The organism is Pseudomonas sp. FSL L8-0168, assembly GCF_037976155.1.
In the GTDB taxonomy this organism is placed as follows: Bacteria; Pseudomonadota; Gammaproteobacteria; order Pseudomonadales; family Pseudomonadaceae; genus Aquipseudomonas; species Aquipseudomonas paracarnis.
The window spans coordinates 763,023-782,640 of record NZ_CP150262.1; the positions used below are offsets into that span (position 1 = coordinate 763,023).

Genomic DNA, 19,618 nt, shown 5'->3' on the forward strand with positions numbered 1-19,618 from the left:
AGCCGATACATGAGTTACGAAACCATCCTGCTTGACGTCCAGGGCCGTGTGGGGCTGATCACGCTTAACCGCCCCAACGCCCTGAACGCTTTGAATGCACAACTGGTCAGTGAGCTGAACCAGGCGCTGGACAGCCTGGAAGCCAACCCTGAAATTGGCTGCATCGTGCTGACTGGCTCGAAAAAAGCCTTCGCGGCCGGTGCCGACATCAAGGAAATGGCCGAGCTGACCTACCCGCAGATCTACATGGACGACTTGTTCAGCGACAGCGACCGCGTGGCCAACCGCCGCAAGCCGATCATCGCCGCCGTGAATGGCTTCGCCCTGGGCGGCGGCTGCGAACTGGCCCTGATGTGTGACTTTATCCTTGCCGGCGACACCGCCAAGTTCGGCCAGCCGGAAATCAACCTGGGCGTGCTGCCAGGCATGGGCGGCACCCAGCGCCTGACCCGTGCAGTGGGCAAGGCCAAGGCCATGGAGATGTGCCTGACCGGGCGTTTTATCGACGCGGTAGAGGCCGAGCGCTGCGGGATCGTGGCGCGCATCGTGCCCGCCGATGAATTGCTCGAAGAAGCGCTGAAAGTGGCCGCCCTGATCGCCGGTAAATCCGTACCGATCAGCATGATGGTCAAGGAAAGCGTGAACCGTGCGTTTGAAGTCAGCCTGTCCGAAGGCGTGCGCTTTGAGCGCCGGGTGTTCCATGCGGCGTTCGCGACCCAGGACCAGAAAGAAGGCATGGCCGCATTCGTGGCCAAGCGGGCGCCGCAATTCAAGGATAAGTAACCCCTGCCAAACGCCGCAGAGCAAAGGTGGGAGCTGGCATGCCTGCGATGGCATCGCCTCGGTTTAACTGATGTACCGAGGTGTCTGCATCGCAGGCAAGCCAGCTCCCACAGGGCTTTGGGTCATGCCCATCAGAGCTGGTAGTTTTTCAACTCCCTGGCAATCACCATCCGCTGAATCTCGCTGGTGCCTTCGTAAATCTGCGTGATCCGTGCGTCCCGGTAGTAACGCTCCACCGGGTAATCCTCCAGATACCCATACCCTCCATGAATCTGCATTGCCTTGGAGCAGACCCGCTCGGCCATTTCCGAGGCGAACAGCTTGGCCTGGGAGGCTTCGGACAAGCACGGTTTGCCGGCGGTGCGCAGGCGCGCGGCGTGGAGGATCAGCAGGCGCGCAGCGTTGAGCTGGGTTTGCATGTCGGCCAGCAGGTTGGCCACGCTCTGGTGTTCGATGATTGCCTTGTCGAACTGCACCCGATCACGGGCGTAGGCCAGCGCGGCTTCAAACGCGGCGCGGGCGATGCCCAGGGCCTGGGCGGCGATACCAATGCGGCCGCCTTCCAGGTTGGAGAGGGCGATGGCCAGCCCCTTGCCGCGCTCACCCAGCAGGTTGGCTTCGGGAACCTTGCATTGGTTGAGGGTGACGGCGCAGGTGTCTGACGCACGAATGCCCATCTTGTGCTCGGTGCGGTCGACCACGAAACCTGGGGTGTCGGTCGGCACCAGGAACGCCGAAATGCCTTTCTTGCCCAGTTCCGGGTCGGTCACGGCGAACACGATGGCCAATTTGGCGCGCTTGCCGTTGCTGACGAACTGTTTGGCGCCATTGATGACCCATTGGCCATCACGCAGTTCGGCGCGTGTGCGCAGGTTATGGGCTTCGGAGCCGGCCTGGGGCTCGGTCAGGCAGAAGCAACCGATGGCCTGGCCGCTGGCGAGTTCGGCCAGCCAGGTGTGTTTCTGTTCGGTTGTGCCGTAGTTGAGGATCGGCCCGCAACCGACTGAATTATGGATGCTCATCAAGGCGCCAGTGGCGCCGTCACCGGCGGATATTTCCTCCACGGCCAGGGCGTAGGCCACGTAATCGACATAGGTGCCACCCCATTCTTCCGGGACCACCATGCCCAGCAGGCCCAGCTCCCCCATCTTCGCCACCAGGGCGTCGTCGATCCAGCCGGCTTTTTCCCAGGCTTGGGCGTAGGGGGCGATTTCGCCACGGGCAAAATCCCGCGCCATGTCGCGGATCATCACTTGTTCTTCAGTGTATTCAAGATCTTGCATGGCTTATTTCTCAATCTGCGCGAAGTCGCGGAAGAAGCTCTCCACATGGCTGGCATCCAGCGCATGGAGGGTGGGCGGGTTCCACTTCGGCGTCTTGTCCTTGTCGATGATCAGGGCGCGAACCCCTTCGATCAGGTCGCCGCGCTCGAACCATTGGCGGTCCAGGTGCAGTTCGAGGGCAAAGCAGTGTTCCAGTGGCAGGTGGCGGCCACGGCGCAGCATCTCCAGGGTCACGGCCATGGCCAGGGGCGAGCGGGTCTGCATGAGGTTGGCGGTGGTCAGCGCCCAGTCATGGCTATCGGCCACGGTGACTTGTTGCAGTTGCTCGACGATGCTGGGCACGTCCGGCAACCCGAAAAAGTGGTCAATGGCCGGGCGCAAGGCCGCCAGCGGGGCGTCGGGCAATTGCTGCACGGCCAGCCTGGCAAGTGCGCCTTGCAAGTCCTTGAGGGGAGACTCGCTCCATTGCAGACGGTCGAGCTTCTGATCCAGTTCAACCAGCTTGGCGCTGTCGATGTACCAGTCCGCCAGCCCGCAATACAAGGCATCCGCCGCGCGGATTTGCACGCCGGTCACCCCAAGGTAGGTGCCCAGTTCGCCAGGAATACGCGAGAGGAAATAACTGCCGCCCACATCCGGGAAGTACCCGATGGCCACTTCCGGCATCGCCAGGCGGCTGCGTTCGGTGACCACCCGCAGGTCCGCGCCTTGCACCAGGCCCATGCCACCGCCGAGTACGAAGCCGTCCATCAATGCCAGTACGGGTTTACGGTAATGGTGGATGGCAAGGTCGAGGGCATATTCCTCGACGAAGAAATCCTGGTGCAGGGTGTCGCCTTGCTTGAAGCTGTCGTACAGCGAACGGATGTCGCCACCGGCGCAAAAGGCCTTCTCACCGGCGCCGCGCAGGACGATGGCATAGACCTCAGGGTCGTCGGCCCAGACCTGCAAGTGCGCGGCCAATTGGCGGACCATGTTCAGGGTGATGGCGTTAAGGCCTGCGGGGCGGTTGAGGGTGAGGTGGCCGATATGGTTACGCACCTGTGCCAGAACTGCATGCTGCTGGATCTCGGCGTGGCTTGCTTGGGATGAAACCTGAGCAGTCATCTCTAACTCCCTGCTTTTATTGTTCTTTATCAAGACGTTCGCGGGCGAACTCTCTCGTGATCGTACCAGTGCAAATTTGCCTCGTACAACTTGGAATCATGCAGGTCGTTGTTGCATTTATGCAGTGTCGCTCAAACCACCCGGCTGGCCAGAACCTCACCGATACTGCGACGCCGGGCATGGCCCTCGGCGGCGTGGATCAGTTGTTCAAGCTCTGTCGGTTCGACATCGTAGAACTGCTCCATCTCGGCCAACGCTAGCTTGAGGTCGGCTGCCGTGATGCTCGGCTCGCTCACGGCGGTGGCAGTGCCCAGGATAACCGGGGCAGGCTCGGCAAGCCCCTTGGGATAACGCGTGCGCGTGGCATTGTTATAGGCCAGCGCGCAGGCGAGCAGGGCGCCGGCCCCTAGCATCACCGGCGCAAGCTCGTACCAGCCGAGGCCGACCGATGCCGGATCGGCCAGCACCAGGGTCATGGCCAGGCCGCCGGCCGGCGGGTGCAGGCAGCGCAGCCAGCAGATGAGGATCACCGTCATGCCTGCCGCCAGGCAGGCGCTGCCCAAGGTGCGCCCCAGGACGCGGGCGACCAGCAACGCGACGACGCCTGCACACAGGTAACTGCCGATTATCGACCAGGGTTGGGCCAGCGCCCCCGACGACACGGCAAACAGCAATACGGCCGATGCGCCAAGAGGGCCGAGCAGGTGCAGGGCCACCTCCATGCCGAACACCTGGGCACAGGCCCAGACACTGAACAGCGTGCCCAGGGCCATGCCGATGGCTGCACGGCTCCATTCGGCGGGACGGGTGTTGATTGCAGCGGGTAACCAGCGAGCGAGCATTGAAAGACGGTCCATAAACAGCGGGCGAAAAAAAAGGCCTGCCTGGTTTCCCGGAACAGCCCTTTGAAGGTTCCAACATTGGGGGAAGGAACCTGCGCAGTGTGCCGCGCTTGATCTGGTGGCGCCACTGCATATTAATGAACATTGAATGCAAAATAAATGCAGTTAACCGGCTTCGCCATAGGTTATCTGCCCGGTGGACGCGGATGCAGCGGGGTTGATCTTGCCCAGCACGCGACTATGGGTTTCTTCGTTGAACAGGCGCGCTTGCAAGTCTTCGCGCAGCCTGGGGTCGTCGGCCAACGGCCCCTTTAACGCCACCAGTGCGTCACGCAATGCCATCAAACGATCCAGCCTGGGTAAGGGTACGGTTAACAGGTCTTCTCGCACGGCATTGTCCTCTCAATGAAGTAAGCCATCGCGCGCGGGCAGCCTACAACGTCCTTGTTGTGAAGTGCCCTGACCCAAGCGTTTCAGGGCAGTCCTGACGATCGGGTGGTAGATAGTAAGTGCACGTGGCAGCGAGTCTACAGTTGGGCTCCGAGCACCGGAAGGGAAAGTGCACCAGCCATTACGCAAACAAATGTAGGTGTTTTCTTGGTACCTATGATGAAAGTCGCCCACTCGTGGAGGGAGTGGGCGTTCTTCTTACAGTGCAGCCGGAAAAGCACTCAAGGCGTCGAGGCTTTTGCCAAATGCAGCAACACATAGGGGGTTTTGTCGAACGCTGCGGTAAGCGTTGGCGTGATTGAACGCAGGCGCGGATCGTCCAGCGCCTGGAAATCAGCCTGGCTCATGACCAACCATGCCGGCGCGTGGACCGGTTTCAATTCGGCAGGCAATTGGGTAAACAGCGGAACCTTGTCGCAATCGAAGTTGACCATGAATTTGATGGCTTTCGCGTCTTTGCCCAGTGCGTGCAACACCAGCGGCGCCGGTTGCTGTTGAACCTGCGCCTTGACGGCGAGGCTGAAGGTGCGGGTGTCGTACACCTGACGTTCCAGGGGTTCAACCACCATGATGTAGGTGGCCCAGAGTGAGAGCACGGCGGCCAAGGCGGGACCGTAGGTGCGCAGCCGCGAGCGGAACAATGCCAGCAGGGCCAGCACCTGTAGCAAGCCAAGCACGACGAAGATCAGCTCAAGGTCGGCCAGCGGTTCCGGGTAGCGCCGCCGCGCCACCACCAAGCCAATGGCCAACAGCGTTGGCAACAGCGTCCAGATGCCCAGCATCAAGGCGCGCAGCCACGCAAACAGTCGCCCTTGTGTGACCGCGAAGGGATACGCGGCAATGATCGCGGCCATCGGCAACATCGGCAGGATATAGCGCGCTTTCTTGGCTTGGGGCACCGACAGCCCCAGCATCACCAACACACCGGCTGCCGCGCAGTAGAGCACCAGCTTCAATGCCGGGTCCGGCGCACGTCGACCGCCCATCAGCACCGCCAGCAGCACCAACAACGCGATTGGATAGGCCAGGGCGTAGTTGCCCAGGGAGCTGGTGAAGTAATACAGCACGCCGCCGGAGCCTTCGCTGCCATCCATGCGCCCCAGGAACTGCATGCGAATCACGTCATGCATAAAATCTTCGCCGCCGCTGAGCTTGGCCAGCAGCAGCAACAGGCCGACGCACGCCGCCAGCAGCGCCAGTGCCAGCAGGCCGAAGCTGAACAGTTGGCGCCACTGGCGGTTGATCAGGTAGTAGCTGCACAACACGCCCGTAGGGATCACCAGGCCGATCGGGCCGCGAATGGCAAACCCCAGCAGCACCAGCAAAAACACCCAATGCAGGCGCTTGGCTGCGGCGAAATGATCATGGGCGTAGCCCAGGTAGAACACCGCCAACGCCACGGCGGCGAGCATCTGGTCGAGGGAGACTGCACGGGTTTCGCTGATGAACGTACTGCTGAGCAGCAGCATCGCAATACTCAGCAGGCCCCAACGTGGCGAGTAGGGTGCAGTGAGGCGATAGACCAGCACCACAATCAGCGCCGACGCGACCGCAGTGGGCAGCCACGCCGTCAGGCTGGTGACCTGGCCCAAGGGCACCGACAGCAGCCACGTCAACAGGGTCGACGTCGCCAGGTAATCGGCATACGGCTGACCATAGGTGGTGGGAAAGAAACTCGGCCCGTGACGCAGCATTTCCTGGGCAAACAGCACAAAGCGCGAATCAAAGCCGATGATCGCCTGGTGCCAGTTGCCGACGATAAACAGCACCAGCGCCAAGAGCCCAAGCCCCAGCGACTGGTGGCGGATCGTTGCGCGCTGCGCGGACGGTAAGGCGTTGTTCACCTAGCAAGCGTCCTTGACCTGTTCCACCCAGTTTTGCTGGGGGATCGGCAACTCGCAGGAATCGCCGCGGCCGATGGGGAAGTATTTGAAGCCTTTGCGCGCCAGGCGCTCGCCGTCGTACAGGTTACGGCCGTCGAAGATCACCGGGGTTTTCAGGCGCTGGTGAATCAGGTCAAAGTCCGGCGCCTTGAATTGCTGCCATTCGGTGCACACGATCAACGCATCGGCGCCGCCCAAGGTGGATTCCGGGGTGCCCATCAGCATCAGGCGCGGGTCATCGCCGTAGATGCGTTGGGTTTCCTGCATGGCTTCAGGGTCAAAGGCGCGCACATTGGCGCCGGCAGCCCACAGCGCTTCCATCAGCACGCGGCTGGGGGCATCACGCATGTCATCGGTGTTGGGCTTGAAGGCCAGGCCCCACAGGGCAAACGTCTTGCCCTTGAGGTTGCCCTGGAAGAACGCGTTGATGCGCTCGAACAACTTGCTCTTCTGGCGCTGGTTGATGGCTTCCACGGCTTCGAGCAGGTCGCTGGAGCAGTTGGCCTGCTTGGCGCTGTGGATCAGGGCGCGCATGTCTTTGGGGAAGCACGAGCCGCCATAACCGCAGCCGGGGTAGATAAAGTGGTAGCCGATGCGTGAGTCGGCACCGATGCCCAGGCGCACCGACTCAATGTCGGCACCCAGGTGTTCAGCCAACTCGGCGATCTGGTTGATGAAGCTGATCTTGGTGGCCAGCATGCAGTTGGCGGCGTACTTGGTCAGTTCTGCGCTGCGCAGGTCCATGAAGATGATGCGGTCGTGGTTGCGGTTGAACGGTGCGTACAGGTCGCGCATCACGTCGCGCACCTCTTCACGCTCGCAGCCGATGATGATCCGGTCCGGGCGGCGGCAGTCGGCAACGGCGGAGCCTTCCTTGAGGAATTCCGGGTTGGAGACGATATCGAACTGCAGCTCACGGCCGGCGGCACGCAGGTTATTGAGGATGTGGTCACGCAACGTGTCGCCGGTGCCTACCGGTACGGTGGATTTCTCCACCAGGATCACCGGCGCCACGCGATGGCGGGCAACTGCATCACCCACCGACAGCACGTATTTCAAGTCGGCCGAACCGTCTTCATCCGACGGCGTGCCCACAGCAATAAACAAGACTTCACCGTGCTCGACGGCGAGTTTTTCGTCGTGGGTAAAGCGCAGGCGTCCGCTTTCCAGGTTGTCCTTGACCATGGCTGCCAGGCCCGGCTCGAAGATGGTCACATGCCCCTTCTGCAGCGACTCGACTTTGTGCTTGTCAACGTCCATGCAAATGACATCGTGACCGACTTCGGCTAATACCGTGGCCTGAACCAGACCAACGTAACCACTACCAAATACACTGATTTTCATGGGGTATTCCTGGGACTTGAGGTGCTAGCACGACGAGAGTTGATAACCAGTACGCCGAGGATGACCAAGGCCACCCCCAGGGTTTTTGAAAGCGAAAAATCTTCGTTGAACACCGGTAGGCTGGCGGCCAGCAAATACACCAGCGCGTAACTGATGCTGAGCAGCGAATAGGCGCGGCCCAGGGGTAAGTGCTTCAGTGCGCCGAGCCAGCACAGCATCGACAGCGCATAGGCGATGATCGCCAGGATCACCACGCCCAGGGCGCCGAGGTCGATGCTGTTGTCCGTGAAGGCAGCCAGCCATTGGGTGGGCAGCGGCAGGCGCGTCATGCTCCAGCGCATGCCCAATTGGGCGCCACTCACCAGGCCGACACTGCCCAGGGCCAGGGCGAAACCCCGCATGCGGCTCATACCTGGCGCCCCAGCAAGACCACGCCGGCAATCACCAGCCCCACACCCAGCCAATGACGGGCATCAATGGGTTCGTGAAACACAAAGCGCGCCATCAGCGTGACCAGCACAAAATTCAGGCTGAGCATGGGGTAGGCAATGCCGACTTCCAGGCGCTGCAACACCAGCAGCCACACCAGCAAGCCCAGGCCTAGGCACACCAGCGCCGACCACAACCACGGCGAGCGCAGTTTCGGTGCCCAGCCGTCCGGCACGCCGCGCCAGCTCTCCACGGCGAATTTTTGCGAGACCTGGCCCATGCAGGTGAGCAGGCAGGCCGTGAGCAGTAGCAGCAGGGTGATCATGGCGCGACCTGCGGGAAAATCAGGATCACGATCTTGCCTTGCGCATAACGCTTGCCGTCAGTGGGCAGCAGCGCGAGTTCTTCCTTTTCGCCGGTGCTATTGACGCGCATCACCACGCCCACCGCACCGGTACGACGGGTTTCGGCCATCCACGTCTGGATGCGGTTACGGTCGACCAGACGCGGGGCCGTGTCCTCGTAAGCCAGGCCGTACTTGACCTCACCCGAGGTGTTGTACAGCGTGATATCCGGGCGTTTGAGGCGCCAGGACAGCGCCGACGCGGCGCCCAGGTCGTTGCTCAGCAGGGCAACGCTGGGCTGCAACTCGTCGATGTGATCAATGATGAACTGATCCGGGGTCTTGTTGTAAACCACCGAATGGGGCAACGCCGCAGGCACCAGCAGCACCAGCAATCCACTGCCGATCAGCGGCGCGGCCCACAATGCCAAGGGGCGTGCCGCTTGCAGCAGATTGACCACGATCCAGCCGAACAAAAAGATGAACACCAGCACCAGGCTGACGGTTTCCTCACCCGGTTCGTAGACCGGCTTCTTCAACTGGAACCAGCTGAGGGCCAGCAACACCAGCACACCCATCACCAGGTTCAACCAGCCATTGATGCGCAGCACACGGCCGCGGCCTTGAGCCAGTTTGTCGCTCAGGGCCGAGCCCATCAGCAAGGCCAGGGGGAGCATGCACGGCATGATGTAGGAGGGCAGCTTGCCTTTGGCCAGGCTGAAAAAGGCCAGGGGCATCAACAGCCACAGTAGCAGGAACGCGGTTTTCGGCACGCGCCGCTGCAGCCAGGCCTGCTTGAGCGCGGACGGCAACAGCGCGACCCACGGCAGTGCGAACCCTACCAGCAGCGGCAGGTAATACCAGAAGGGTTCGGCGTGCTGGGCGTCTTCACCGGCAAAGCGTTGGATGTGCTCGTGCCAGAAAAAGAAATGCCAGTAGTCCGGCTCTTGCAGGTGCACAGCCAACGCCCACGGCACGCTGACAGCAATCGCCACCACTACGGCAACAGGGCCAAATTTGCACAACTCGACAAAACGTTTTTGCCAGACGGCGTAGGGCAGGGCGACCAGCACCGGCAGCAACCAGGCCAGGAAGCCCTTGGTCATGAAGCCCATGCCGCACGCCAGGCCTAGCAAGGCCCAGGACCACAAGCGCGCGCGCCGCGTGGTGCTGTCGAAACAGAACCACAAGGCCACGCCCGTCAGGTTGACCCAGAAGGTGAACTGCGGGTCCAGGTTGGCATAGCCGCCCAGCGCGGCCACGCTGACGAAGCTCATGTAGAGCAACGTGCTGACCAGGCTTTTTTGCGGATCATTCCACAACCGACGAGAGACCAGGTACACCAGCAAAATGCTCAAACCGGTGCTCAACGCCGAGGCAAACCGCACGCCGAACAGGTTCTGCCCGAAGATCGCCTGGCCCAGCGCGATCATCCAATAGCCTGCGGCGGGCTTTTCGAAGTAGCGAATGCCCATGAAGTGCGGCGCGGCCCACTTGCCGGTCAGCAGCATCTCCTGGCTGATTTGCGCATAGCGGGTCTCATCGGGAATCCACAGGCCATGGGTGGCCAACGGCAGCAGGTAGAACACGGCGAATGCCAGCAGGAGCAGGGGCAAAGCCCAGCGGCGGATCATGCCTGCTGCACTCCCAGCCAACCCTCGCGGCCGCTCAAGGCGCCGCGCACCAGCTGTTGCTGGGGCAGGGTGGACACATCCGCGGGCAACAGCTCGCCCAAGGGTTTGAACTCGATGCCGCGCTGCCCGGCCTGGGCGAGCAACTGGCGAAAATCATTGGCCATCAGAATCCCTTCTACTTCCGCGTGGATCGTGTAGACGTTCAGCTTTGACGCGTTGAACCGATCAAGAATGAAGCGGTTGAAATCGTTGGCAGCCACCACCGGCCCGACGACTTCGTCGAAGGTCGGCAGGTCTACCGGAATTTGTGGGGTGCCCGCGCTGCCATCGGCCAGGGTTGGTCGAAACAGACTGGAGCCCCGGCAATCGCTGTTGTAGCGAAAGTTGAAGCCTTGCTTGGCTTGCACCACACGCTCATCGGCACGCCAGCCGGCGGCCGCTGAACAGTCGATGCGCTCGCCGAGGATGTCGCTCAAGGTGTCTACGCCGCGTCGAATCTGCTCGACCAGTTGTGCCTCGCTCCAACGCCCGGTGTTGGCCTGCCAGCCATGGTGGTCCCAGGCGTGCAGGCCGACTTCATGCCCGGCCGCCTTGGCCTGGCGCATCAAATGCCCCAGGTCTCGGCCAATCGGCTTGCCTGGCCAGGCAGTGCCGGCCAACAAGATGTCCCAGCCATACAGGCCGGCCGCGTTGGAGCGCAGCATCTTCCACAGGAACTGCGGGCGGATCAGGCGCCACAAGTGACGCCCCATGTTGTCCGGCCCGACACTGAAGAAGAACGTCGCCTTGACCCCGGCTTCGGCCAGGGAGTCGAGCAACCGCGGCACACCTTCACGGGTGCCGCGGTAGGTGTCGACGTCGATGCGAAGACCTGCCTGCATTACTTTTTATCCGCAATTTCAAGCATGGCTTCACGCAAGAAGAAATCGAGCGTGTTGCCGATGGTTTCGCTCATCTCTACGCTCGGCTCCCAGTTCAGCAGGCGCTTGGCGTTGTCGATGCTCGGCTTGCGGTGCGCCACGTCCTGGTAGCCTGTGCCGTAGAACGCCTTGCTCTCGACGTCGCGGAAACCGGCGAACGGCGGGAAGTTGTGGCGCAGTGGGTGAGCCTCGAACTGACGCAGCAGTTCTTCGCCCAACTGGCGAATGCTGGCTTCGTTTTCGGGGTTGCCGATGTTGATGATCTGCCCGTCGCAGACGCCATTGTCGTTATCAATGATGCGCGCCAGGGCTTCGATGCCGTCGGCAATGTCGGTGAAGCAACGCTTCTGCTCACCGCCGTCGAACAGACGGATCGGCGTGCCTTCCACCAGGTTCAGGATCAGCTGGGTAATGGCGCGGGAGCTGCCGATACGCGCCGAGTCCAGGCGGTCCAGGCGCGGGCCCATCCAGTTGAATGGCCGGAACAGGGTGAACTTCAGGCCCTTGTCGCCGTAGGCCCAGATCACGCGGTCCAGCAGTTGCTTGGAGACGGAGTAGATCCAGCGTTGCTTGTTGACCGGGCCCACTACCAGGTTGGAGGTGTCTTCGTCGAAATACTGGTCTTGGCACATGCCATAGACTTCGGAGGTCGACGGGAAAATCACGCGCTTGTTGTACTTGACGCAGTAGCGCACCAGCTTGAGGTTTTCTTCGAAGTCCAGTTCGAATACGCGCAGCGGGTTACGGGTGTATTCGATCGGCGTGGCGATGGCCACCAGCGGCAGCACCACGTCGCATTTCTTGATGTGGTACTCGATCCATTCGGTGTGGATGCTGATGTCGCCTTCCACGTAATGGAAGTTGGGGTGGCTGCGCAGGCGCTCGATGGCGTCTGAGCCGATGTCCAGGCCATAGACTTCGTAGCGGTCGTCACGCAGCAGGCGCTCGGACAGGTGGTTACCGATAAAACCGTTCACGCCCAGGATCAGCACACGGGTACGGCGCGGCTTGCGGCCCGACTCGGCGCCGCGCAGCACGGAACCGTCTACCAGGCCCAACTCATCGGCCAGGGACGGGCCGGCCAGGTACAGGCCGTTTTCGTTGCGCTGGCCGAACTTGACCACCAGGGAATCTTCACCGCAGGCAATGCGCAGGGGGTTGACGCTGATTACACGGCCAGGCGCCAGACCTTCGTTGCCCTTGACCACGTCGGCTTGCCACACGATCAACTTGTGCTCGCCCACGGCGCAGAAGGCGCCCGGGTACGGCTGGGTCACTGCACGTACCAGGTTGAACAGTTGCTCGGCGGGCTTTTTCCAGTCCAGCTTGCCATCGGCGGCGGTGCGACGACCGAAGTAGGTGGCTTTGCTCTCGTCCTGGGCGGTTTCGCTCAGCTTGCCCTGGGCCAGCTGTGGCAGGGCATCACGCAGCAGGGCAGTCGCCGCATCGCGCAGCTTGGCGTGCAGGCTCAGGCCGGTATCGCTGCGCTCGATGGTGACTTTCTGCTGGGCCAGGATCGCGCCGGCATCGGCACGCTTGACCATGCGATGCAGGGTCACGCCGGTTTCGGTTTCGCCGTTGACCAGCACCCAGTTGGCCGGGGCGCGGCCACGGTATTTAGGCAGCAAGGAGCCGTGCAGGTTGAACGCGCCTTTGCGGGCGGTGGCCAACAGCGGCTCGCTCAGCAGGTTGCGGTAGTAGAACGAGAAGATGTACTCCGGGTTCAGCTTGGCGATGCGTTCGATCCACAGCGGGTGGTTGGCGTCTTCCGGTGCATGCACCGGGATGCCATTGCGGGCGCAGAGTTGGGCGACGGAACCGTAGAAGTTGTTTTCCTTGGGGTCATCGGCATGGGTGAATACGGCGGCAATGTCGTAACCGGCGCTGAGCAGCGCTTCAATGCCTGCGCAACCAATATCGTGGTAGGCGAATACAACAGCTTTTGAACTCATGACTGGACCTGATCCGAAGAAGAAGTAGACGTATGGGAAGACACCAGGCCGTCGACCACGACGACTGGAGCCGGTGCTGCCGGTTGGTTGCGCAGCACTTTTTCAATAAAGAAGCGTGGGCGGGCGCGGACATCGCTGTACATGCGGCCCAGGTATTCGCCCAAAAGGCCCATGCCGATGAACTGGCCACCGGTGAACACGAACAACACCGCAAACAGCACGAACAGGCCATCACCGGCCCAGTCGGCACCGAAGGCCAGGCGCATGACGATCAGGGCAAAGGCAAACAGCACGCCCAGTGCCGCCAGGCTGAAACCGACGATGGACAGCAGGCGCAAGGGCGTGGTGGTCATGCAGGTCAGCAGGTCGAACATCAGGCTGATCAGGCGCATGGCGCTGTATTTGGATTCGCCGTGCTCACGTTCGGCGTGGTGCACCAGGATTTCCGTGGTGTGGCGGGCAAAGCCGTTGGCCAGGATCGGGATGAACGTGCTGCGCTCACGGCAGGCGAGCATGGCGTCGACGATGGTGCGGCGGTAGGCGCGCAACATGCAGCCGTAGTCGGTCATGGCCACGCCGGTAGAGCGCTGCACGGCAAGGTTGATCAAGCGCGAGGGCCAGCGGCGGAAGGCCGAGTCCTGGCGGTTATTACGCACGGTGGCGACCACGTCGTAGCCCAGGGCGGCTTGCTCGACCAGGCGCGGGATTTCTTCCGGCGGGTTCTGCAGGTCGGCGTCAAGGGTGATCACCACTTCGCCACGGCACTGTTCAAAGCCGGCCATGATCGCCGCGTGCTGGCCGTAGTTGCGGTTAAGGATTACCGCCACCACATTGCTGCCGTCTTCGGCGGCGGCGTCTTCGAGCAGTTGGGCCGAATTGTCGCGGCTACCGTCATCCACCAGGATGATTTCGTATTCGTAAGCCAATTGCTTGCAGGCTGCCGTGGTGCGGCGCAGCAACTCAGGCAGGCTTTCTTGTTCGTTGTAGACCGGGATAACGATCGACACGCAATGAATAGGGTAGGGTTTCAAAGATTCATGACCTCGGGCTAAAGCGACTTCAAGCGTGAAAACAGCAGCGTTCATTGGGCAAAACTACAGCCCGCAGGATATAAAACGGGGCTAAAGATGATGCGTTTTCAATAGGTTAGTCGATAATCCACGGATTGCTCTCAAGTGTTGCCTACAAGGTTAAGCGCAAAAATGTGCAACGAATATGAAAGGCGGATGAAAAACTCGTTTATTTGACAGGCAGACAGCTAGGGTTCAGCTAAGTAATCAAGGCGTTACATGTAAGCCTCACAGGGCGATATCGGAGCTTCGTGCAAGACGCTTGGTTCAATCTGAGCGAGGCGATCAGCCCAATGTTTGCCCTTCAACAATCTTCTCTGCATTGGCGCTCAAGTGCCGGTAAAGTAAGCCCTCTCTTGCCAGGGTACTCGGATGAATAGCGTGCAGCTTTTACGCGGCCAGTTGCGGCCAGCGCTGATGGGATTGTTGATGACGGTGGCCTGTGTCACCAGCGTGCGGGCTGATCAGGGCGTCGCGCTGACCCCACTGGACCAGGTGCCGGACGGGGTGGAAGTGCGCGGCAAGCAGGTCGCCGCCTATACCTGGGATGACCGCCAAGGCAAAAACCTGCTGGTACTCGCCGAGCAAGTCGGTGAGCGCGATGACGATGGTACCCAGTCGGCCTTTGTCTACGCGGCGCAATACGTGCTGGGAGGCGAGCGCCCCAAGCGCGTGTGGATGCTGTACGACGATGTACAGCACTGCGAATTCGACGCCGGGCTGCGCTTTGACCGGGCTGCCACCAAGGTCACCGACCTGCTGGGCGACGGCAATACCCAGGCCACGGTCGGTTATTCGCGGGCCTGCACCAGTGATGTCAGCCCCAACGAATTCAAGCTGATCATGCATGCCGGAAAGTCCGAGAAGTATCGTCTGCGCGGCCTCGACCGCGTGGGCGCAAGTTGGTGGGATGAGGACGCGGGCGCCTTGCGCGGCATGCCACTGCCCACTGACTGCAGCGTCGTGGCGCAGCAAGCGTTGGTCAGCCAATACAAGGAGCAGGGCACCGAACTGCCCCTGCCAGGCTGCTATGGCGACGAGAAGGACTTTGCCAAGGCGCCGGACAGTTACCTCGCTTTTATGCGCCAGCAGTGGTTCGCGCTGATGCAGCAACAGGACGCCGACTGGAGCCAGTCCCAGGCCCAACCCCAGGCAGCCAGTGAGGACGACGATACAGCCCCGTGATTTTGTGCCAGGGCCGCTCCTGGGTTAGACTCGGCCTTCGCCAACCCACTAAATACATCGACTAATCAAATAGTTGGTCGATGTATTTAATCCAAAGGCTGATCTACCTTGACCGAGTCCATTCGCAACCCGCTGACCCTTTACCTCACCCGTCTGGCGCCTTCCAGCCAGTTGACCATGCGCTACGTGCTGCAGGATGCCGCCGACCGCCTGGGTTTCGAAGATCTCAACCTCGAAGAGATTGACTGGCACCTGCTGCAGCCCGAACACGTCATCGCACTGGTGGCTGCCTTGCGCGAGGACGGCTTAGCGCCGAACACTTCGTCGCTGTATGTGAATGCGGTGCGCGGGGTCATGAATGAAGCGTGGCGCATGAGCTTGATCAGCCAGGACCACCTGTTGAAGATGCGCTCGGTCAAGGCCACACCCGGCACGCGCCTGAGCCAGGGCCGCAATCTGCGCCGCACCTTGATCCGCGAGATGCTCGACGTCTGCGCCGCCGACCCCCGGCCTCAGGGCCTGCGGGATGCCGCAGTGATCGGTCTGTTATATGGCTCGGGCATGCGCAAGTCGGAGTCGGTGAACCTGGACCTGGCACAGATCAACTTTGACGAGCGCAGCTTGCGCGTGATCGGCAAGGGCAACAAAGAGCTGGTCAAGTACGCGCCGGACTGGGCGTTTGCCAAGCTGCAGGCCTGGCTGGCGTTCCGCCGCGAGCACCTCAAGGAAGGCGAGCAGGACGACAGCTTCTTGTTCAACCGTATCCGGCGAGGCAGCCATATCACCCGGGAACGCATCACCAAGCATGCGATTTACTACATCGCGCGCCAGCGCGGCGATCAAGTGGGGGTCAAGATCATGCCCCATGATTTCCGTCGTTCGTTTATCACGCGGGTGATCGAGGAGCATGATTTGTCGATTGCGCAGAAACTGGCGCATCACACCAATATCCAGACCACCGCCAGCTATGACGTGCGTGACGACAATGAGCGGCGGCGGGCGGTGGATCGATTTGATTTGTAGGCTTGTGGATACACCACGATTCAAATGTGGGAGCTGGCTTGCCTGCGAAGAGGGCCTCACAGGCAACCAGAATGTTGAATCTGCCTGCTCCTCTGCTCAGGAGGAAGGCGGGACGCTTGAAACCAGGTGAGCCGGCAAGCGCCGCAACGTCCACAAGGTGGTCAGCATCGCGGCAAGCGCACACAGCGCAATGCCGATCAACATCGGCGCCGGTGTATGGTCGGCAAAGATCCCCACCAAGGTCATCGCCACAGCCGCCGTGACCATCTGGATCGCACCCAGCAGTGCAGACGCAGAACCCGCCACCGCACCATGATCCTCCAGCGACAGTACCCCGGCCGCCGGCAATAGCAGGCCAAGAAAGCCAAAAGCGATAAACAACAGCCCCATCATCAAGCCCAGGCTGTCACCCCACAGTGTAGTAGCCGCCAGCAAGCTCATGACCGCCGCCACGCCCACCACCGACCAGCGAATCAACGGCGCCAGGCCAAAGCGGGCGCTGAGGCGGGCGGTCAATTGGCTCATGGCAAAAAACGAAGCCGCGTTGAGCGCAAAGCACAGGCTGAACTGGGTCGGTGTCAGGCCAAAAAATTCGATGTACACGAAGGGCGCGCTGCCGATGAACACGAAAAAGGTGGCCAGGCCAAACCCGCACACCACCGACAAACCCGTAAAGACCGGGTCGCGGAGGAGGGCGCCATAACTGCCGAACGCCTGGCCCAGTGTCTTGCCCAGGCGGCGCTCGGCCGGGTGGGTTTCTGGCAGTTGTACGGCGGTCATCACCAGACACAGCACGGCCACCACCGCCAACACGGCAAACACTTCGCGCCAGCTCCAGATCGAAATCACCAGGCTACCGGCCAGCGGCGCGAGGATCGGCGAAACACTCATCACCAGCATCAACAAAGCCATCAGACGCGCCGCTTCATGGCCGGTATACAGGTCACGGACAATCGCCCGTGGGATCACCATGCCCGCACAAGCACCGAACGCTTGTATGGCTCGAAAGCCGATCAGCACTTCGATAGTCGGGGCCAGTGCGCAGCCGACGCTGCCAATGGCAAAGATCACCAAACCCGCATAAATCGGTGGTTTACGCCCGAACACGTCGCTGAGGGGGCCGTAGAACAACTGGCACACGCCGATAATCATGAAGAACACCGTCAAACTCATCTGCACGGCCGCCGGCGAGGCCTGGAGGCTGGCGCCCAGGGTCGGCAGTGCCGGCAGGTAGATGTCGATGGCAAACGGGCCGACTGCGGTGATCAAGCCCAGCAACAGGGCGAGGCGGGCGATACGTTGAGGCATTTGGCAGATCCAGGTAGAGCAACGGACGGTCAGCTTAAGGGAACCGCGCAGATCCGCAAACTTAGGCTTCACTAACAAGCAACAGCTGCCGATACAGCTAGCAGCGACATTGAAACGGTTGGGTTCCCAACCGGCGGTCCTGGCACGGGGTACCACTATGACGATCAAATTACGCTTGGTGCTGTTGATTGCGACCGGGTTGCTCACCGCTTTGATCATGAGCCTGGCTGGCTACCTGGGCAATACGCGGATGGCCGATGCGGTACAGGACAACGACGTCAGCATGACGGTACTGCGCAACCACATGGAAGCCGACATGATGCACGACGCCCTGCGTGCGGATGTACTGTCGGCGATGTTGGTCGGGCTGGGCAAAAGCACCAGTACGGCGGCCGAGGTCAACAGCTCGATCAAGGAGCATGCCGAGCACTTTCGCGAGGTGCTGGCGGACAATCTCAAGCTGCCGTTGGACGCCTCGATCAAGGCCAGCCTGGAAAAAATCAAACCCAGCCTGGACACCTACATCAGTGCCGGCGAGCGCATCGTCGCGCTGGCCCTGGAGAATCCAGAGGCCGCACGAGGGGAACTGCAGACCTTCAATGCCGCGTTCAGCCAGTTGGAAGAACAAATGGCGGCGTTGAGCGAACTGATCGAAAACAATACCCAACTCACCAGCACCGGTACCCGGCAAACCATCAGTAACGCTAACTGGACCGTGATTATTGTATTGGGGGCGAGCCTGCTGTTGCTGCTGGCACAAGGACGTTGGGTGACCCTGAGCATCATGGGGCCGTTGCGCACCGCCAGCCGTATTGCCCAGAGCATTGCCCATGGCAACCTGAGCGAGCCGATTGCCGAACCCAAGAACCAGGACGAAGCCAGTGCACTGATTCGCAGCCTGGCGACGATGCAGCGGGATTTGCGCGGCATGATCGAAGTGGTTCGCAGCAACGCCCATGGCGTCAATGGCATGAGCGAGCGCCTCAGCCAGGGTTGCCATGAAGTGGCAGGCAGCAGCCAGCAACAAAGCGTCGCCGCCAGCACCATGGCCGCCGCCGCGAGCGAAATGACAGCCAGCATCGAAGAAATCACCCGTCACGCCCAACGTGCCCTGGACATGGCCAGCCAGGCTGAAACCCTGGCCAAGGACGGCGGCCGGGTTATCCACCAGGTGGTCAGCGACATGGATGGCATCGCCCGTTCTGCCCAACAGTCAGCCCAAGTGATCCGCACGCTGGACAAGGAGTCCGAGGCGATCTACAGCATTATCCAGGTGATCAAGGGGATTGCCGACCAGACCAACCTGCTGGCCCTGAACGCCGCCATCGAAGCCGCCCGCGCCGGTGAACAAGGGCGCGGCTTTGCGGTCGTGGCCGACGAAGTGCGCAGCCTGGCCGGACGCACCAGCGCCTCCACCCAGGAAATCGCCAGCATGGTCGGGAGTATCCAGCAGAACACCCGTGAAGCGGTGATCAGCATGGAGGAGGGCGTTGCCCAAGTGGACAAGGGCATGGCGGTGACTGCCGAGGTGGAGCGCGCCATTCGCGAGATCCTCCAGGCTACGCTGAGTACCACTGAATTGGTCAACGATATTTCACGCACGATTAGTGAGCAGAGCCTGGCCAGTAATGAGATCGCTCATCAGGTGGAGAGAATTGCGGGGATGTCGGAAAGTAACAGTCGGGTGATTGGCGAGACGGCGTCGACGACGGATGAATTGTCGAGTTTGGCGGGGAAGCTTTCGCAGTCGGTGGATCGGTTTAGGCTTTGATCTGGGGTAACAGCTTATAACTCAACTAAATAGTCATTTAGTTTAGTTATGCATAAGGGATATTAAAAAGGAGAAGGGTAGCTCAGCAGATGAACTCGGGGTAGCTCATCCTTGCTCGTTATCTTCCAAATTTGAACGCTATCTCTCAAGGATTAGAAATTAGCACCCAGTGAAATCACGTGTAGTCGGTAACAAGTCACGTCGTTTATGGGCTGCAACCATCAAGCGTGTGGATGGCTGAATTGATCCTACGCACGAACTGCCGTCAGGATTATCGTGCCGTTAGGTTTT

The 19,618-nt window shown here is 61.1% G+C and carries 17 protein-coding genes; 4 read left to right on the forward strand and 13 right to left on the reverse strand.

Features of this window, described 5'->3' with window-relative positions; all coding sequences use genetic code 11:
- The first annotated feature begins 9 nt into the window (after nucleotides 1-9).
- A complete protein-coding gene (locus tag MHH62_RS03170) occupies nucleotides 10-783 on the forward strand; it encodes an enoyl-CoA hydratase (protein WP_014718474.1) in 774 nt (257 codons plus the stop codon).
- Nucleotides 784-914: 131 nt separating this feature from the next.
- Here the strand turns inward: MHH62_RS03170 and MHH62_RS03175 are convergent, their stop codons facing one another.
- The 12 genes from MHH62_RS03175 to arnC all read right to left on the reverse strand — a co-directional run bounded on the left by MHH62_RS03175 (nucleotide 915) and on the right by arnC (nucleotide 14,001).
- Entirely contained in the window at nucleotides 915-2,066 is a 1,152-nt protein-coding gene (locus tag MHH62_RS03175; protein ID WP_014718473.1) for an acyl-CoA dehydrogenase family protein, read from the reverse strand.
- A 3-nt stretch (nucleotides 2,067-2,069) separates the two neighbouring features.
- Nucleotides 2,070-3,173: an enoyl-CoA hydratase/isomerase family protein gene (locus tag MHH62_RS03180; RefSeq protein ID WP_032903058.1), complete on the reverse strand. Its 1,104-nt coding sequence runs from the start codon at nucleotides 3,171-3,173 to the stop codon at nucleotides 2,070-2,072.
- Between the two features lie 131 nt (nucleotides 3,174-3,304).
- Nucleotides 3,305-4,015, reverse strand: coding sequence for an HPP family protein (locus MHH62_RS03185; protein ID WP_019817055.1), 711 nt, complete (start codon nucleotides 4,013-4,015; stop codon nucleotides 3,305-3,307).
- 165 nt (nucleotides 4,016-4,180) lie between these two features.
- A complete protein-coding gene (locus tag MHH62_RS03190; protein ID WP_256200704.1) occupies nucleotides 4,181-4,369 on the reverse strand; it encodes a type VI secretion system contractile sheath small subunit in 189 nt (62 codons plus the stop codon).
- Between the two features lie 317 nt (nucleotides 4,370-4,686).
- On the reverse strand, nucleotides 4,687-6,309 hold the full coding sequence (locus MHH62_RS03195; RefSeq protein ID WP_339232441.1) for a glycosyltransferase: 1,623 nt from the start codon (nucleotides 6,307-6,309) through the stop codon (nucleotides 4,687-4,689).
- Complete coding sequence (locus tag MHH62_RS03200; protein ID WP_014718468.1) at nucleotides 6,310-7,692, reverse strand: UDP-glucose/GDP-mannose dehydrogenase family protein; 1,383 nt, start codon at nucleotides 7,690-7,692, stop codon at nucleotides 6,310-6,312.
- A complete protein-coding gene (gene arnF / locus MHH62_RS03205) occupies nucleotides 7,689-8,102 on the reverse strand; it encodes a 4-amino-4-deoxy-L-arabinose-phosphoundecaprenol flippase subunit ArnF (protein ID WP_014718467.1) in 414 nt (137 codons plus the stop codon). Before arnF ends, MHH62_RS03200 begins: the two co-directional genes overlap by 4 nt.
- Nucleotides 8,099-8,446 (reverse strand): 4-amino-4-deoxy-L-arabinose-phosphoundecaprenol flippase subunit ArnE, encoded by a 348-nt coding sequence (gene arnE / locus MHH62_RS03210; RefSeq protein ID WP_014718466.1) that lies wholly within the window; start codon nucleotides 8,444-8,446, stop codon nucleotides 8,099-8,101. The genes arnF and arnE overlap by 4 nt, the downstream gene beginning before the upstream one ends.
- Nucleotides 8,443-10,098 (reverse strand): lipid IV(A) 4-amino-4-deoxy-L-arabinosyltransferase, encoded by a 1,656-nt coding sequence (gene arnT / locus MHH62_RS03215; protein WP_032903060.1) that lies wholly within the window; start codon nucleotides 10,096-10,098, stop codon nucleotides 8,443-8,445. The genes arnE and arnT overlap by 4 nt, the downstream gene beginning before the upstream one ends.
- The gene (arnD, locus tag MHH62_RS03220) at nucleotides 10,095-10,979 is read right to left on the reverse strand and encodes a 4-deoxy-4-formamido-L-arabinose-phosphoundecaprenol deformylase (protein WP_336826593.1); all 885 of its coding nucleotides are present in this window, start codon (nucleotides 10,977-10,979) and stop codon (nucleotides 10,095-10,097) included. The genes arnT and arnD overlap by 4 nt, the downstream gene beginning before the upstream one ends.
- Nucleotides 10,979-12,970: a bifunctional UDP-4-amino-4-deoxy-L-arabinose formyltransferase/UDP-glucuronic acid oxidase ArnA gene (gene arnA / locus MHH62_RS03225; protein ID WP_014718463.1), complete on the reverse strand. Its 1,992-nt coding sequence runs from the start codon at nucleotides 12,968-12,970 to the stop codon at nucleotides 10,979-10,981. The genes arnD and arnA overlap by 1 nt, the downstream gene beginning before the upstream one ends.
- On the reverse strand, nucleotides 12,967-14,001 hold the full coding sequence (gene arnC / locus MHH62_RS03230; RefSeq protein WP_003191219.1) for an undecaprenyl-phosphate 4-deoxy-4-formamido-L-arabinose transferase: 1,035 nt from the start codon (nucleotides 13,999-14,001) through the stop codon (nucleotides 12,967-12,969). The genes arnA and arnC overlap by 4 nt, the downstream gene beginning before the upstream one ends.
- A 411-nt stretch (nucleotides 14,002-14,412) precedes the next feature.
- On the opposite strand from arnC, the gene MHH62_RS03235 reads away from it, so the two are divergent.
- Together MHH62_RS03235 and MHH62_RS03240 are read left to right on the forward strand one after the other, a co-directional pair.
- A complete protein-coding gene (locus tag MHH62_RS03235) occupies nucleotides 14,413-15,225 on the forward strand; it encodes a hypothetical protein (RefSeq protein WP_032902545.1) in 813 nt (270 codons plus the stop codon).
- Nucleotides 15,226-15,333: 108 nt separating this feature from the next.
- Nucleotides 15,334-16,248 (forward strand): tyrosine-type recombinase/integrase, encoded by a 915-nt coding sequence (locus tag MHH62_RS03240; RefSeq protein ID WP_014718461.1) that lies wholly within the window; start codon nucleotides 15,334-15,336, stop codon nucleotides 16,246-16,248.
- A 96-nt stretch (nucleotides 16,249-16,344) separates the two neighbouring features.
- Here the strand turns inward: MHH62_RS03240 and MHH62_RS03245 are convergent, their stop codons facing one another.
- A complete protein-coding gene (locus MHH62_RS03245) occupies nucleotides 16,345-17,556 on the reverse strand; it encodes a multidrug effflux MFS transporter (protein ID WP_339232444.1) in 1,212 nt (403 codons plus the stop codon).
- Between the two features lie 157 nt (nucleotides 17,557-17,713).
- On the opposite strand from MHH62_RS03245, the gene MHH62_RS03250 reads away from it, so the two are divergent.
- Nucleotides 17,714-19,327, forward strand: a complete 1,614-nt coding sequence (locus MHH62_RS03250) for a methyl-accepting chemotaxis protein (RefSeq protein WP_339232445.1) — start codon at nucleotides 17,714-17,716, stop codon at nucleotides 19,325-19,327.
- Nucleotides 19,328-19,618: the final 291 nt, after the last annotated feature.

Coding starts and splice junctions, on each gene's coding strand:
- MHH62_RS03250 (WP_339232445.1), top strand. CDS start 17,714: ATGACGATCAAATTACGCTTGGTGCTGTTGATTGCGACCGGGTTGCTC.
- arnF (WP_014718467.1), bottom strand. CDS start 8,102: ATGAGCCGCATGCGGGGTTTCGCCCTGGCCCTGGGCAGTGTCGGCCTG.
- MHH62_RS03185 (WP_019817055.1), bottom strand. CDS start 4,015: ATGCTCGCTCGCTGGTTACCCGCTGCAATCAACACCCGTCCCGCCGAA.
- MHH62_RS03180 (WP_032903058.1), bottom strand. CDS start 3,173: ATGACTGCTCAGGTTTCATCCCAAGCAAGCCACGCCGAGATCCAGCAG.
- arnE (WP_014718466.1), bottom strand. CDS start 8,446: ATGATCACCCTGCTGCTACTGCTCACGGCCTGCCTGCTCACCTGCATG.
- MHH62_RS03235 (WP_032902545.1), top strand. CDS start 14,413: ATGAATAGCGTGCAGCTTTTACGCGGCCAGTTGCGGCCAGCGCTGATG.
- MHH62_RS03200 (WP_014718468.1), bottom strand. CDS start 7,692: ATGAAAATCAGTGTATTTGGTAGTGGTTACGTTGGTCTGGTTCAGGCC.
- arnT (WP_032903060.1), bottom strand. CDS start 10,098: ATGATCCGCCGCTGGGCTTTGCCCCTGCTCCTGCTGGCATTCGCCGTG.
- MHH62_RS03175 (WP_014718473.1), bottom strand. CDS start 2,066: ATGCAAGATCTTGAATACACTGAAGAACAAGTGATGATCCGCGACATG.
- arnA (WP_014718463.1), bottom strand. CDS start 12,970: ATGAGTTCAAAAGCTGTTGTATTCGCCTACCACGATATTGGTTGCGCA.
- MHH62_RS03170 (WP_014718474.1), top strand. CDS start 10: ATGAGTTACGAAACCATCCTGCTTGACGTCCAGGGCCGTGTGGGGCTG.
- MHH62_RS03245 (WP_339232444.1), bottom strand. CDS start 17,556: ATGCCTCAACGTATCGCCCGCCTCGCCCTGTTGCTGGGCTTGATCACC.
- arnD (WP_336826593.1), bottom strand. CDS start 10,979: ATGCAGGCAGGTCTTCGCATCGACGTCGACACCTACCGCGGCACCCGT.